Annotated in this window: 13 protein-coding genes; 11 read left to right on the top strand and 2 right to left on the bottom strand. The window is 41.9% G+C overall.

The genetic code is table 11. The features are described from left to right. Nucleotides 1-758: 758 nt before the first annotated feature. Nucleotides 759-2,045, bottom strand: a complete 1,287-nt coding sequence (locus AAEY99_RS06750; RefSeq protein WP_101086890.1) for a citrate synthase — start codon at nucleotides 2,043-2,045, stop codon at nucleotides 759-761. A gap of 429 nt (nucleotides 2,046-2,474) precedes the next feature. Between AAEY99_RS06750 and sdhC the strand changes: the two genes are divergently transcribed. The 9 genes from sdhC to AAEY99_RS06705 all read left to right on the top strand — a co-directional run bounded on the left by sdhC (nucleotide 2,475) and on the right by AAEY99_RS06705 (nucleotide 13,110). Continuing rightward, nucleotides 2,475-2,849: a succinate dehydrogenase cytochrome b556 subunit gene (sdhC, locus tag AAEY99_RS06745; RefSeq protein WP_101086891.1), complete on the top strand. Its 375-nt coding sequence runs from the start codon at nucleotides 2,475-2,477 to the stop codon at nucleotides 2,847-2,849. Continuing rightward, complete coding sequence (sdhD, locus tag AAEY99_RS06740) at nucleotides 2,843-3,190, top strand: succinate dehydrogenase, hydrophobic membrane anchor protein (RefSeq protein WP_101086892.1); 348 nt, start codon at nucleotides 2,843-2,845, stop codon at nucleotides 3,188-3,190. Before sdhC ends, sdhD begins: the two co-directional genes overlap by 7 nt. Then, on the top strand, nucleotides 3,191-4,957 hold the full coding sequence (gene sdhA / locus AAEY99_RS06735; RefSeq protein WP_101086893.1) for a succinate dehydrogenase flavoprotein subunit: 1,767 nt from the start codon (nucleotides 3,191-3,193) through the stop codon (nucleotides 4,955-4,957). A gap of 16 nt (nucleotides 4,958-4,973) precedes the next feature. Next, the gene (locus AAEY99_RS06730; protein WP_101086894.1) at nucleotides 4,974-5,681 is read left to right on the top strand and encodes a succinate dehydrogenase iron-sulfur subunit; all 708 of its coding nucleotides are present in this window, start codon (nucleotides 4,974-4,976) and stop codon (nucleotides 5,679-5,681) included. Nucleotides 5,682-5,883: 202 nt separating this feature from the next. Further along, a complete protein-coding gene (sucA, locus tag AAEY99_RS06725) occupies nucleotides 5,884-8,706 on the top strand; it encodes a 2-oxoglutarate dehydrogenase E1 component (protein ID WP_101086895.1) in 2,823 nt (940 codons plus the stop codon). A 28-nt stretch (nucleotides 8,707-8,734) separates the two neighbouring features. Further along, on the top strand, nucleotides 8,735-9,931 hold the full coding sequence (gene odhB / locus AAEY99_RS06720; RefSeq protein ID WP_182743925.1) for a 2-oxoglutarate dehydrogenase complex dihydrolipoyllysine-residue succinyltransferase: 1,197 nt from the start codon (nucleotides 8,735-8,737) through the stop codon (nucleotides 9,929-9,931). Between the two features lie 76 nt (nucleotides 9,932-10,007). Beyond that, on the top strand, nucleotides 10,008-11,174 hold the full coding sequence (gene sucC, locus AAEY99_RS06715) for an ADP-forming succinate--CoA ligase subunit beta (RefSeq protein WP_101086897.1): 1,167 nt from the start codon (nucleotides 10,008-10,010) through the stop codon (nucleotides 11,172-11,174). Next, nucleotides 11,174-12,046 carry a succinate--CoA ligase subunit alpha gene (gene sucD, locus AAEY99_RS06710; protein ID WP_101086898.1) on the top strand — a complete coding sequence of 291 codons (873 nt, stop codon included), beginning with the start codon at nucleotides 11,174-11,176 and terminating at the stop codon, nucleotides 12,044-12,046. Before sucC ends, sucD begins: the two co-directional genes overlap by 1 nt. A gap of 137 nt (nucleotides 12,047-12,183) precedes the next feature. After that, nucleotides 12,184-13,110: an AEC family transporter gene (locus AAEY99_RS06705; RefSeq protein ID WP_162023328.1), complete on the top strand. Its 927-nt coding sequence runs from the start codon at nucleotides 12,184-12,186 to the stop codon at nucleotides 13,108-13,110. A gap of 80 nt (nucleotides 13,111-13,190) precedes the next feature. Here the strand turns inward: AAEY99_RS06705 and fur are convergent, their stop codons facing one another. Further along, nucleotides 13,191-13,622: a ferric iron uptake transcriptional regulator gene (gene fur / locus AAEY99_RS06700; protein WP_101086900.1), complete on the bottom strand. Its 432-nt coding sequence runs from the start codon at nucleotides 13,620-13,622 to the stop codon at nucleotides 13,191-13,193. Between the two features lie 358 nt (nucleotides 13,623-13,980). Between fur and cobB the strand changes: the two genes are divergently transcribed. Both cobB and AAEY99_RS06690 read left to right on the top strand, forming a co-directional pair. Then, nucleotides 13,981-14,703, top strand: a complete 723-nt coding sequence (cobB, locus tag AAEY99_RS06695; protein ID WP_182743924.1) for a Sir2 family NAD+-dependent deacetylase — start codon at nucleotides 13,981-13,983, stop codon at nucleotides 14,701-14,703. A gap of 31 nt (nucleotides 14,704-14,734) precedes the next feature. Next, nucleotides 14,735-15,181, top strand: coding sequence for an ATP-binding protein (locus AAEY99_RS06690; RefSeq protein ID WP_162024356.1), 447 nt, complete (start codon nucleotides 14,735-14,737; stop codon nucleotides 15,179-15,181). The last annotated feature ends 121 nt before the right edge of the window (nucleotides 15,182-15,302 follow it).

Here is a 15,302-nt window from a genome sequence, read left to right as displayed (position 1 = left end):
TTGGTACAAAAGAATATTGGCTTTGTGATGATTCAGGTTTTAGTAAGTTGGGCTCTATTGAAGATTTCTAGTGAATTAAAAATGTTCATTATCTTGCTAAAATCAAAGTGATTAAAGTGGAATAAATGTACCAAGATGATGAATTAGAAAAGCAGGCCTATTTTGCTGAACAGGCTCATTCATACCTTCGCCTATGCTTTCTTTTACAGTTTATATTTCTCAAAAAAGAGTTTCTTCAGAAGGGACTTTGACATGGGGAAAACATTTTTGTTTGCTTTTTCTTTGTTATATCTTTCGCCAACGAAACAGGTCCGAGGTGGAATAATTCAATTTATATAGATGATCACAACTTAACAATTAATGTTGCCGCGGAGCAGTGCCAAAAAAGCTTAATTAATGCTCCTAAAAGCTGGAACTATGGTGTAAAAAAGCCATTAATATGGGTTCTTGGAGAGGTTTAGTACCTCTTAACTTGCACACCGGTAATGGTGATCCGGATTATAATAGAGTCATCAGCAAAGACTAATTTGAGTGTAACTACCACCAACTCAATACTGATTACTGATTACTGTCATACGACTTCAATCTGTTAAAAATTGTAAAATTAAATGTTCTATTAAACATCACCTCTAACCGATTATAAATCATTGAAGGTGTTTAGGGCTGATTTATTCACTACGTTGAATAGTCACCGATATCTAAATTTAAATAACAAAAAAGCGCCTTTCGGCGCTTTTTTAGTTTGGTTAATCAAAAGATTAACGCTTATCAACGCTCACAAATTCACGTGCAGACTCACCAGTGTATAACTGACGTGGACGGCTGATTTTGTGGCCTGGTTGATCTAACATTTCTTTCCAATGTGAAATCCAACCAACAGTACGTGACAATGCGAATAGCACTGTGAACATATCGTTAGGGATACCAATGGCTTTCATGATGATACCAGAGTAGAAATCAACGTTCGGGTATAGCTTCTTAGAGATGAAGTATTCATCTTCAAGAGCGATACGCTCAAGTTCCATTGCCACGTCTAATAATGGATCAACCACTTTAAGTTCTTTAAGGACTTCATGACAAGTTTCACGCATCACTTTAGCGCGAGGGTCGAAGTTCTTATAAACGCGATGGCCAAAGCCCATTAGACGGAATGGATCGTTTTTGTCTTTCGCTTTCTCGATAAATTCAGGAATGCGATCAACGCTGCCGATTTCTTCTAACATTTCTAAGCAAGCTTCGTTAGCACCACCATGAGCTGGGCCCCACAACGAAGCAATACCCGCTGCAATACATGCAAATGGGTTAGCACCTGAAGAGCCAGCTAAACGAACAGTAGATGTAGATGCATTTTGCTCATGATCAGCATGCAATACAAAAATACGGTCCATTGCTTTTTCTACAACAGGATTAACTTTGTACTCTTCACACGGAGTAGCAAACATCATCGACAAGAAGTTACCCGCATAACTTAAATCGTTACGTGGATAAACAAAAGGTTGCCCCATTGAGTACTTGTAGCACATCGCTGCTATTGTCGGCATTTTCGACACTAAGCGGTAAGCTGCAATTTCACGATGCTTTGGATTGTTAACATCAAGAGAATCTTGATAGAAAGCAGATAATGCACCTGTTACACCACATAGCATTGCCATTGGGTGTGCGTCACGGCGGAAACCTCTGAAAAAGAATGCAATTTGTTCATGAACCATAGTGTGTTCTTTCACTGTGGAAACAAATTGTTCGTAATCAGCTTTAGACGGTAATTCACCATATAATAGCAAGTAGCATAAATCTAAGTAGGTCGATTCAGTTGCAAGTTGTTCAATTGGATACCCACGGTGTAACAAGATACCTTGCTCACCATCGATATAAGTAATTGCTGACTCACAAGATGCAGTAGCTAAAAAGCCTGGATCAAAGGTGAAATACCCTTTTTTTCCAAGTGTACTGATGTCGATAACGTCAAAACCTTCAGTACCTTTCTTGATAGGTAGGTCGATTGATTCGTTTCCTGGTAACTCTAATTTGGCTATATTATCAGCCATACCCCGTTCTCCTTACTTCATTCTTCTATATGAGTGCGGCATGTTAAGCGGTCATTACTTTACAGTGGATCGGGATCACAGATCAATTTAAATAAGCGTTTAAATTTGTTAGACCATGGTATATGTGCCCTGTAAACCGCTCTGCGCTTGGATTAGAATAAAAAAATACTAAAAAAACTTATTTTGCATAATGTGAGGTTTGTATTTGACAATTCCCACGAGTATACTTGCCTGCGCCCCCAAGGGCGACGAACATCACAGTTTAGGAATGATGAATTTACGAACTAAATAGTGGTTTCTCAATTGATTAGATGTTTCAGAGTGGTCCGTTATTTGTTTTAAAACGTATGCCTAGTGTTAGCGTTAATAGTTAAACAAAAAACAGATAGATAACAAAAATAATGCTCGACGGAGCTGAGTGAGCAGAACGTGAAAAAGCAAAGACCTGTCCATCTAGACCTGCAGACGATAAGCTTTCCTGCGACAGCTATCGCGTCAATCCTACACCGTATTTCCGGTGTTATCATGCTATTCGCAATTGGTATTCTTCTATGGCTGTTAAATTCGACTTTAACATCACCAGAGGGGTTTGCTAGCGTACAATCCTTGTTCGATGGTTTCGTGATGAAGTTCATCATTTGGGGTATTCTAACTGCGTTGGGTTATCATTTATTAGGTGGCATTCGTCATTTGATTATGGATGCCGGACACTGGGAAGAATTAACTTCGGGTGTTGCATCAGCTAAGGCTACTTTTGTGTTAGCAGTAGTCTTTTCAATCATAGCGGGGATTTGGGTATGGTAACAAATGCAGCAAGTTTTGGACGCAGTGGTGTTCATGACTATATTCTATTACGCGCAAGTGCAGTGATCCTCGCTTGTTATACTATTTTCTTAGTAGGTTTTATCGCGTGTAGTGCCCCGTTAACTTTCGAAATTTGGAGTGGCTTATTTAGTTCACTTCCAATGAAAGTCTTTACCCTTATAACGTTAGTTGCTTTACTTATTCATGCGTGGATTGGTGTATGGCAAGTGTTGACTGATTATGTCAAACACACAGCGTTACGTGGTGTATTACAGTTTACCTTTGTTATGGTCGCGATCAGTTATTTAGCGTCAGGCATTGTAATAGTGTGGGGTGTTTAAGTGAGTATTCCAGTACGCGAATTTGATGTAATCGTAATCGGCGCCGGTGGCGCGGGTATGCGAGCAGCATTACAGATTTCTAAAGAAGGTAAGAGCTGTGCGCTGTTATCTAAAGTATTCCCAACTCGTTCACATACCGTTTCTGCTCAAGGTGGTATCACCGTAGCATTAGGTAATGCGCACGAGGACCATTGGGAACAACACATGTACGATACGGTTAAAGGTTCTGATTTTATCGGCGACCAAGAAGCTATTGAGTTTATGTGTAAAACGGGTCCGGAAGCGATTATTGAACTTGAGCAAATGGGTTTACCTTTTTCTCGTTTCGAAAATGGCACAATTTACCAGCGTCCTTTTGGTGGCCAGTCTCGTAACTTTGGTGGCGAGCAAGCTGCTCGTACCGCTGCTGCTGCTGACCGTACAGGCCATGCATTGCTTCATTGTTTATACCAACAAAACGTTAAACATAAAACTAACGTTTATTCTGAGTGGTATGCCTTAGATTTGGTTAAAAATGAAGATGACGTTGTAGTGGGTTGTACCGCAATTGAAATTGAAACAGGCGATATTGTTTATTTCAAAGCCAAAGCAACGATATTAGCAACGGGTGGTGCAGGGCGTATTTATGCTTCGACCACTAATGCTCATATTAACACCGGTGACGGTGTAGGTATGGCAGCACGTGCTGGCATTCAATTACAAGACATGGAAATGTGGCAGTTCCACCCAACGGGTATTGCTGGTGCAGGTACCTTGGTAACTGAAGGTTGTCGTGGCGAAGGCGGTTACTTATTAAATAAAGATGGCGAACGCTTCATGGAGCGCTATGCACCGAATGCGAAGGATTTAGCTTCTCGTGACGTGGTAGCACGTTCAATGATGACTGAAATTCGCGAAGGTCGTGGTTTAGACGGTCCTTTAGGTCCGCATTTGTTACTAAAGCTTGATCATTTGGGCAAAGAAACCCTTGAAGCGCGTCTTCCTGGTGTGTGTGAATTATCACGTACTTTCGCTCATATCGATCCAGCAGACGGTCCTATTCCTGTATTGCCAACATGCCACTACATGATGGGCGGTTTACCGACTAAAGTGAGCGGTCAAGTTATTCGTCAGAATAAAGATGGCAGTGAGCAAGATGTATTAGGTTTATTTGCGGTTGGTGAAATCGCTTGTGTATCTGTACACGGTGCAAACCGCTTAGGCGGTAACTCATTACTCGATTTAGTGGTCTTTGGACGTGCTGCGGGTCAACATTTAGGTAAAGCGTTAGACGCGACACCTGATCCAAAAGCGGCATCAGACATAGAAATTAGTGCATCACTTGCTCGTCTTAATCGTTGGGAAAGCAACAAAGACGGCGAAGAACCTGCGGTTATTCGTAAAGCGCTTCAATTGTGTATGCAGTTAAATTTCTCTGTTTTCCGCAGTGGTGAAGCCATGGCTGAAGGTCTAGAGCAGCTACAAGCTATTCAAAAGCGACTTGATAATGCTAAGTTATCTGATAACTCAAATGAATTTAATACTCAGCGTATTGAATGTTTAGAATTAGATAATTTAATGGCAACAGCGCTGGCAACTGCTTATGCAGCTAACTTCCGTACTGAAAGCCGTGGTGCGCATTCTCGTGAAGATTATTTAGATCGTGATGATGACAATTGGTTGTGTCATAGCTTATTTGACCCAGTGACTAAGAATATGAGCAAACGTGATGTCAACATGACACCTAAATTACGTGATGCATTCCCACCAGTAAAACGTACCTATTAGGCAGGAGTTGCAAAAGATGAAATTAACATTTGCATTGTATCGTTATAATCCTGATGTAGATACCAAGCCTTACATGAAGGATTACACCCTAGAAGTGCCTGATGGTTCTGATATGATGGTGTTGGATGCGTTAATTAAGCTGAAAGAACAAGACTCAACGATTGCGTTTCGTCGCTCATGCCGTGAAGGCGTGTGTGGTTCTGACGGTGTTAACATGAATGGTAAAAATGGATTAGCGTGTATTACGCCAATATCTACCTTTAAAGGGAAGAAAATTGAAGTCCGTCCTTTACCAGGCATGCCAGTAGTTCGAGATTTGGTCGTTGACCTAACTCAGTTCTACAAGCAATACGAAAAAATTAAGCCTTATCTGATCAATGATGAAAAGGCGCCAGCTCGTGAACATATACAATCACCTGAAGAGCGTGCTCATTTAGATGGTTTATACGAATGTATTTTGTGTGCATGTTGTTCAACTTCGTGTCCATCTTTCTGGTGGAATCCGGATAAATTTATCGGTCCAGCCGGTTTATTGCATGCTTATCGTTTCTTGATTGACAGCCGCGACACGGCAACTGAGGAGCGTTTATCTGATCTAGATGATGCTTACAGTGTGTTCCGTTGTCATGGCATCATGAACTGTGTTGATGTTTGTCCTAAAGGATTAAACCCAACTAAAGCGATTGGTCATATCAAGTCGATGTTACTGAAGCGAGCTGTTTAATGCACGACGAAGAGCAAAATAGTCTGACTTATTAGCTCTGTTAAGAGTCATCTTCATTATTGGAGATGGCTCTTTTGCGTGTTTATGTAAGACCTCCTGCTACTATCTTGTAAAGATAGTTTCAGTCTACGTGTGATGTAACTTACGTTACTCACTGTTATGTTTATGGCTAGCACGTGTATCAAGTTTGAAAGGAATAACAATGCACCAAGGCATCATGAAAGCCTGGCTCGAGTCGTCACATTTAAGTGGTTCGAACTCGACCTACGTAGAAGAGATGTATGAAGCCTATCAAGAAGATCCGCAATCAGTGACCCCTGATTGGCAGCTTGTTTTTGATAATCTCCCTCCGGTTAACGGTGCCTCAGTAGAAGTACCCGAAACTGCTCACTCTAAAGTTCGTGACTATTTCCGCAGTTTAGCTCTACAAGGTCGTTTAAAAAACGCTACCAGCGTCGGCGATCCAGAGTTAGATGCGAAGCAAGTTAAGGTTCTGCAACTGATCAATGCTCACCGTTTCCGTGGCCATCAAAATGCCAATTTAGATCCATTAGGATTGTGGAAGCGCGAGGAAGTTCAGGAGTTAGATCCTGCTTATCACGGCTTAACCGTAGATGACATGCAGCGTCAGTTTAATACTGGTTCATTCGCCCTAGGTGGTGAGACCATGAAACTGGCTGATATTATTCACGCACTAAAGAGCACTTATTGTGGCTCGATTGGTGCTGAATACATGCATATTACTGATACCGATGAAAAGCGTTGGATCCAACAACGTCTTGAACCCACATTAGGTAAAGCCCAGTACGATAACAGCGTCAAAAAGCGTATTCTTGAAGGGTTGAATGCTGCAGAAGGTATCGAAAAATACCTTGGTGCTAAATTCCCTGGAGCTAAGCGATTTTCTTTAGAAGGTGGTGATTCGCTCGTTCCGATGATGCGTGAAATCATTTACCGTGCAGGCGAAGCGGGTACTAAAGAAATCGTGGTAGGTATGGCTCACCGTGGTCGTTTAAACTTGCTCATTAACGTGCTAGGTAAACGTCCTGCTGAACTTTTTGATGAGTTTGCGGGTAAGCATGCCGACACTCACGGTTCTGGCGATGTAAAATATCACCAAGGTTTCTCATCTGATTTTGAAACGCCAGGTGGAAACGTTCATTTAGCACTTGCCTTTAACCCATCTCATTTAGAGATCGTTAATCCAGTGGTTATTGGTTCTGTTCGTGCGCGTCAAGATCGTCGTGGTTGTAAAGACGGTCTGCAAGTCATGCCAATTACTATTCATGGTGATTCTGCTATAACTGGCCAAGGCATTGTGCAAGAGACGTTTAACATGTCTCAAACACGTGGTTTTACTGTTGGCGGTAGCATTCGAATAGTGGTCAATAACCAAGTTGGTTTTACCACATCTAATCAGGCTGACACACGTTCAACCGAATACTGTACTGACATCGCTAAGATGGTTCAGGCGCCAATTTTTCATGTTAATTCAGACGATCCTGAAGCGGTTGCGTTTATCTCTCAACTTGCAGTGGATTATCGTAATGAATTTAAACGTGATGTGGTTATTGATTTAGTGTGTTATCGCCGTCATGGCCATAACGAAGCTGACGAGCCTAGTGCTACACAGCCGCTGATGTACGCTAAAATCAAAAAGCACCCTACGCCACGTAAAATCTATGCAGATAAGTTAATCGCTGAAAATAGTATTCCAGCCGATGAAGTGACTGGTTTGATTAACCATTATCGTGATGCATTAGATGCTGGTGATTGTGTGGTTAAAGAATGGCGTCCTATGACGTTACATACTGTTGACTGGACGCCGTATCTTAATCGCGAATGGGATGAAGATTACGCGGGTGCTATGTCAATGGAACGTCTACAAAACTTAGCCAATAAGTTAGTTGATATTCCTGAAAACCATACGCTTCAATCTCGTGTTGCCAAAATTTGTGCTGACCGTACTGCGATGGCTAAAGGCGAAAAGTTATTAGACTGGGGCTTCGCTGAAACCTTGGCCTATGCTTCTATCCTTGAAGATAACAAGCGTGTGCGGATTACTGGTCAAGACTCTGGTCGTGGTACGTTCTTCCATCGTCATGCTGTATTGCATAGCCAAAAAGACGGCACTACCTATTTACCTTTGCGTAATGTGGCTGATGAACAAGGGCCAATTGATATTATTGACTCAGTATTATCTGAAGCATCTGTGTTGGCATTTGAATACGGTTACGCTACGGCAGAACCCGGTGGCTTGACCATTTGGGAAGCGCAGTTTGGTGATTTCGTCAACTGTGCCCAAGTCGTTATTGACCAATTCTTATCATCTGGTGAGCAAAAGTGGGGCCGTTTATGTGGTCTAACGATGCTATTACCTCATGGTTATGAAGGCCAAGGTCCTGAGCATTCAAGTGCGCGTCTAGAGCGCTTCTTGCAATTATGTGCTAACCACAACATGCAAGTGTGTGTGCCATCAACTCCGGCGCAGGTTTATCACATGTTGCGTCGCCAGGTTGTGCGTCCAATGCGTCGCCCGCTGGTAGTCATGTCACCTAAATCTTTGCTACGTCATCCATTAGCGGTGTCTACCTTAGAAGAGCTTGCTGAAGGGACTTTCCAAAATATTATTGGTGAGATTGATACCTTAGATGCAAGCCAAGTTGACCGCGTTGTATTCTGTAGCGGCAAGGTGTATTTCGAGTTACTTGAAAAACGTCGCAAAGAGAATGTTACCAACGTTGCCATTGTGCGTGTTGAGCAGCTATATCCGTTCCCTGACGTGGAATTGCGTGAGGCATTAGCAACATATCAACATGTTACTGATTTTGTTTGGTGTCAAGAAGAGCCACAAAACCAAGGTGCATGGTACTGTAGTCAGCATCATTTCTGGGCTAATATTCCTGCAGGCGCTCAACTAACTTATGCCGGTCGTGAAGCTTCTGCTGCACCAGCATGTGGTTATCCTGGGTTGCACGTACAGCAGCAAGAATCATTAGTAAATAGCGCATTAAAACTGTCGTAATAGATAATTTATATAAGGGAAGCTTTCCATGAGTATCGAAATTAAGGTACCCGTATTACCAGAATCTGTTGCTGATGCAACTATTGCTACTTGGCATGTTAAACCTGGTGAACAGGTGACACGCGATCAAAACTTAGTTGATATCGAGACTGACAAAGTTGTATTAGAAGTGGTTGCACCAGAAGACGGTTCAATCTCTGAATTGTTATTCCAAGAAGGTGACACCGTTTTAGGTGAGCAAGTGATTGCTAATTTCGTCGCTGGTGCAGTGTCTGGCCAAGAAGTGACTAAAGCTGAAGCATCAGCGCCTTCTACTAATGCAACGACTGAAGTCGCTACTGATGAATCTAACGATGCATTAAGTCCATCTGTTCGTCGTGTTATTGCTGAGCATAATCTTGATGCCAGTAAAATTAAAGGTTCTGGTGTTGGTGGACGTGTTACTAAGGATGATGTTGATGCATTCCTTAAGTCTGCTCCAGCTAAAGCCGCAGCGCCGGTAGCGCCTGTTGCAGTATTAGAAGGCCGTAGTGAGAAGCGTGTACCAATGTCACGTCTTCGTAAGACTATCGCTAAACGTCTTTTAGAAGCGAAAAATTCAACGGCAATGTTAACCACGTTTAACGAAGTGAACATGAAGCCAATCATGGATATTCGTAAACAGTACCAAGACATTTTCGAAAAACGTCATGGTATTCGTTTAGGCTTTATGTCTTTCTATATCAAAGCGGTGACTGAAGCGCTAAAACGTTTCCCTGAAGTTAACGCCTCTATCGATGGTGATGACATTGTGTATCACAACTATTTTGATATCAGCATTGCAGTATCGACTCCACGTGGCCTGGTGACACCAGTATTACGTGACACTGATACCATGAACCTAGCTGAGATTGAGAAAGCGGTACGTGAATTAGCCATTAAAGGCCGTGACGGAAAACTGTCTGTTGCAGACATGACTGGCGGTAACTTCACTGTGACAAACGGTGGTGTTTTCGGCTCGCTAATGTCTACACCCATTTTGAACCTACCACAAAGCGCAATCTTAGGCATGCATGCCATTAAAGATCGCCCCATGGCAGTCAATGGTCAGGTTGAAATCCTGCCTATGATGTACCTAGCACTCTCTTACGATCATCGTATTGTTGATGGTCGTGAGTCAGTTGGCTTCTTAGTCGCGATTAAAGACTTCCTAGAAGATCCAACTCGTCTGCTACTTGATCTATAAGTAGTTAGATAAAACCCTCGTCGCTGGCTCATATTGAGCCAGTTGGATTTGATTAGAAGTATATGGATAGATCATCATGAATTTGCATGAGTATCAGGCAAAATCTTTATTTGCCGAATATGGTTTACCAGTCTCTGAAGGCTTTGCATGTGATACCGCTCAAGAAGCAGTTGAAGCAGCTGGCCACATTGGCGGGAACCTATGGGTTGTTAAGTGTCAAGTACACGCTGGCGGCCGTGGTAAAGCAGGTGGCGTTAAAGTTACCGGAAGTAAAGACGAAATCAGAGCATTCGCTGAAAACTGGTTAGGTAAGAACTTAGTAACGTACCAGACTGACGCTAAAGGTCAGCCAGTTGCTAAAATTCTAGTTGAAAGCTGCACTGACATCGCCAATGAATTGTACTTAGGTGCAGTTGTTGACCGTAGCACACGTCGTGTAGTGTTCATGGCGTCGACTGAAGGTGGTGTTGATATTGAAACTGTGGCTGAACATACGCCAGAGCTTATTCACACAGCTATCATTGATCCGTTAACAGGTCCTCAGGCTTTCCAAGCTCGCGATCTTGGCTTCAAGTTAGGTTTAAACCCAACACAAATGAAGCAGTTTACTAAGATCTTTATGGGTCTAGCGAACATGTTTAACGACCATGATTTTGCGTTATTAGAAATCAATCCACTTGTTATCACCACTGAAGGCAACCTTCATTGTTTAGATGGCAAAATTGGTATTGATGGCAACGCATTATTCCGTCAGCCAAAAATCAAAGCGATGCATGATCCATCACAAGATGATGCACGTGAAGCACATGCTGCAAAATTTGAATTAAACTATGTTGCTTTAGACGGTAACGTAGGTTGTATGGTTAACGGTGCCGGCCTAGCAATGGGTACAATGGACATTGTAAACCTACACGGTGGCAAGCCAGCTAACTTCTTAGACGTTGGCGGTGGAGCAACTAAAGAACGTGTTGCTGAAGCCTTTAAGATCATTCTTTCTGACAGCAATGTTAAAGCAGTATTGGTTAACATCTTCGGTGGTATCGTGCGTTGCGATATGATCGCTGAAGGTATTATCGGTGCAGTTAAAGAAGTTGGCGTTAAAGTGCCAGTTGTTGTTCGTCTTGAAGGTACTAACGCCGAATTAGGTCGTGAAGTATTGGCTAAGTCTGGTCTTGATATCATCGCGGCTACAAGTCTAACTGACGCGGCTGAGCAAGTTGTTAAAGCTGCGGAGGGCAAATAATGTCTGTTTTAATTAACAAAGATACCAAGGTAATCTGTCAAGGTTTCACTGGTGGTCAGGGTACTTTTCACTCTGAACAGGCGATTGCTTATGGCACGCAAATGGTTGGTGGTGTTTCTCCTGGAAAAGGTGGTCAAACTCACCTAGGTCTTCCAGTCTTTAACACAGTTAAAGATGCTGTAGCGGCAACAGGTGCAACTGCAACTGTTATCTACGTACCAGCACCTTTTTGTAAAGATGCTATCCTTGAAGCAATCGATGCTGGCCTTGAGCTAATCGTTTGTATCACTGAAGGTATCCCAACACTTGATATGCTGCAAGTGAAAGTGAAGCTTGAAGAAACTGGCACTCGCATGATTGGTCCTAACTGCCCAGGTGTTATCACGCCTGGTGAATGTAAGATTGGTATCATGCCTGGTCACATCCATTTACCTGGTAAAGTTGGTATTGTTTCACGCTCTGGTACATTAACGTACGAAGCAGTTAAGCAAACTACTGATGAAGGTTTCGGCCAATCTACTTGTGTAGGTATCGGTGGTGATCCAATTCCTGGTACTAACTTCATTGACGTATTGGAAATGTTCCAAAACGATCCACAGACTGAAGCGATTGTAATGATCGGTGAAATCGGTGGTAATGCTGAAGAAGAAGCAGCTGAATATATCAAAGCACACGTAACTAAGCCTGTTGTATCTTACATTGCTGGTGTTACTGCACCAGAAGGTAAGCGCATGGGCCATGCTGGCGCAATTATCGCTGGTGGTAAAGGTACTGCTGAAGATAAGTTTGCTGCTCTTGAAGCTGCAGGCGTTACGACTGTTCGCTCTTTAGCTGACATTGGTAAAGCACTACGTATTCGTACTGGCTGGTAATATTTACTCGGCTTGAAAAAGGCGCTTAGGCGCCTTTTTTATTGGTTTTTTTTACACTATTTTTCATACTGTTATATTTTTCATATTATTATAATAGACAATCAGTTGGCATTTAGTTCGGTATTTGTAAGGTAAGTATGGCCATCATCAGTATTATATTTCCGTTAATTTTTATGGTGGTATTAGGTTTTGTATTAACCCGAGTGGGTTTCTTTAATAAAGAACACATTGCTGGGATCAGCAAATTTACTTTTTATGTCAGTATTCCGGCATTTTTATTTATCAATATGCTGGCAGCACCATTAGCGCAAAGCATTGATCCATTTGCATTGCTGGCTTTTTATTTACCAGTGTTGTTAGTGTTTGCTATAGGTTACCGAATTAATCGCCTCTTTAGTCCAATAGCGCTGCAGGGGCGTGATGCCAGTGCGGTATTCGCGTTGGGCGCCAGTTATTCCAATACGGTATTGGTAGGTTTACCCATTATTATCGCTGCATTAGGCCCAGCAATGATAGGGCAGGTATTTATGATCATTACTTTTCATAGCGCCACCCTGTTTGCACTGACTTTTATCTTAGCTGCACGAGCGCAGCCTCAGGGTTTCTCGTGGCGACGGTTTGCTCGCTCTATGGCACTTAATCCGGTAGTAATGAGTATAGGGCTAGGCATTTTTGCGAATGCATTAAGTATTAACTTGGGACCACAATTAGATGATGGTTTAGCGCTATTAGCTAAGCCCGCTTTGGCGTGTGCATTGTTTGTGCTAGGTGCTAATTTAAGTTTTTATCGCGTAGGTGAACATTGGCGTTTAGCCTTAATGGCAAGTAGCTTAAAAATTATTTTATTGCCAGCGTTAGTGTATGTGATGGCGCATTTTGTGTTTGAGCTAGCAGCTTCAAGCACCGCGATGTTGGTGTTACTCAGTGCCTCTCCTCTTGGCGTCAACGCTTATCTTATTGCCACAGAGCTTAAGCAACATGAATCAACTTTAGGTAGCACAGTGGTATTATCGACCTTGTTATCTGTGTTTAGTTTTAGCCTATGGCTGACATTGTTGCTTTAACTAAATTTTCAATCTTATGACAAATATTAACCAATAAAAAACCAGCAAATTTGCTGGTTTGTTTGTTGCTCACATACTGACTATTCGTCAGCGTGATCACAAGTATCATTGGTGCAATGGCCATAAAGGTACAAGCTATGGTGAGTCAGCTTGATGTTATGACGCATGGCGATTTCATCTTGGCGACGTTCAATTACGTCGTCAGTAAACTCAATCACTTTATCACAGGTTAAACACACTAAATGATCATGGTGTTGTTGAGTCGACATTTCAAACACCGCTTTACCACTTTCAAAATGATGACGATTTAGAATGCCCGCATCATCGAACTGGTTTAATACTCTGTATACAGTAGCGAGACCAATTTCCTCGCCTATTTCGAGTAACTTTTTATATAAGTCTTCTGCACTGATATGCTGGTTGTCTGGGGATTGCATCAGTTCTAGAATTTTAACTCGCGGCAGAGTTATTTTTAATCCGGCTTTTTTGAGTGCTTGATTTCCATCTGTCATTGCTAATCTCTTGATTGCAGAACCAATCGGTTCATCGGTGGATATTCTAATCATTATATGTCTTGAGTCTAAAAACATAAACCTCTTAAGCTGCTTTATCAACCTATATAGAGGATATTTAGTAAAACAGTCACTTAAGCTGATATTATTTGTTAAGGATCTCTCAATAAGCTTACTTATACTAAGGGATTATTGTACCTATTCGGATATCCGATATTATTATCAAATCTATAACATGAATTTTATGTGAATTTTTAGACCGTGTAGTGACAACATTTTGTAACCTGAGTACGTATTTTTGATATGGTATTAAAAGTCATTACATTTTATTTTACATCATCACAATAAAGGACAAACAATGTACCGGCAAATTGTAGTGCTGACCGGCGCAGGTATTTCAGCTGAGTCGGGTATGAGCACGTTTAGAGATCAGCATGGTTTATGGGAACAGCATCATATTGAAGATGTTGCCACTCCTGAAGGCTATGCAAGAGATATCGAGTTAGTGGAGCGTTTTTATAATAGCCGCTGGCAACAATTACACAGTGATGATGTCATTCCAAATGCAGCACATTTAGCACTCGCGAAACTTGAAACAGAATTTACGGGTGAATTGCTAGTGATAACCCAAAATGTTGATGATTTACACGAGCGGGCAGGGTCTAAACGATTACTGCATATGCACGGCGAATTAGCAAAAGGTCGATGCCCACAATCATTACAAACCTTTGTATTACGTGAACCTTTTGGTGCTGAAAACTGTTGCACTTGTTGTATCCCGGGAAAACGCTTGCGGCCACATATTGTGTGGTTTGGGGAAATGCCTTTTGGTATGGACAGAATCCACGACGCTTTAGACCACTGTGACTTATTTATTGCGATTGGCACATCTGGTACGGTTTATCCCGCGGCAGGCTTTGTCGATAGCGCGAATCACCACGGTGCTCAAACTGTGGAGGTTAACCTTGATCCTGCAGACCGTCATAGTCAGTTTCAATATCATTTTACCGGAAAAGCGGGTGATATTTTACCTAAGTTAGTTGACGATATTTTAGCAGGTAAGGTGGTTGGAAGTGAGTGAAAAGTTAGTTGATAGAGCGGTAAATGACGTGATGCCGTCAAAGCTGGCGATTATAATGCGTGGTTTACCTGGCAGTGGTAAGTCTTATTGGGTTGAACAATTTATTATTTCTCAAGGCATTGAGCAGGCGATTCATATCCGACAGCATGGTCTATTCTCTACAGATCGCTATTTTTATCAACAGGGACAATATCGCTTTAATCCGCAAAAAATTGGCCAATATCATCAGGCTAATTTAACGGCTTTTATTCAGGCGTTGGCGCGAAATGAACCAATAGTTATTTGTGATAATACTAATATCGCGAAATGGGAATTTATGGCTTATGACGCAGCAGCAAAAGCATTAGGCTATCAAGTTAAAGTGGTATTAGTAGGGAATCCAGATGATGACCAACATCAACAGCTTTGTGCACAACGAAATCAACATCACGTTTCATTAGTGCATATTCAAAAAATGGCGCAGTTGTTTGAAGAGTAATAGTTTGCAAACTCATTGTTTAAATAATGGTGACTGTATTTAAGTTGTGTGGCCATATTTTAGGCCAGAACTATAAAAATAAAGAAGGCGCATAAAGCGCCTTCTTTGTATTGAGTCCGCT

The organism is Shewanella sp. S1-58-MNA-CIBAN-0166 (assembly GCF_040310085.1).
Taxonomy (GTDB): Bacteria; Pseudomonadota; Gammaproteobacteria; order Enterobacterales; family Shewanellaceae; genus Shewanella.
This window is presented reverse-complemented; position numbering and strand designations above follow the sequence as displayed.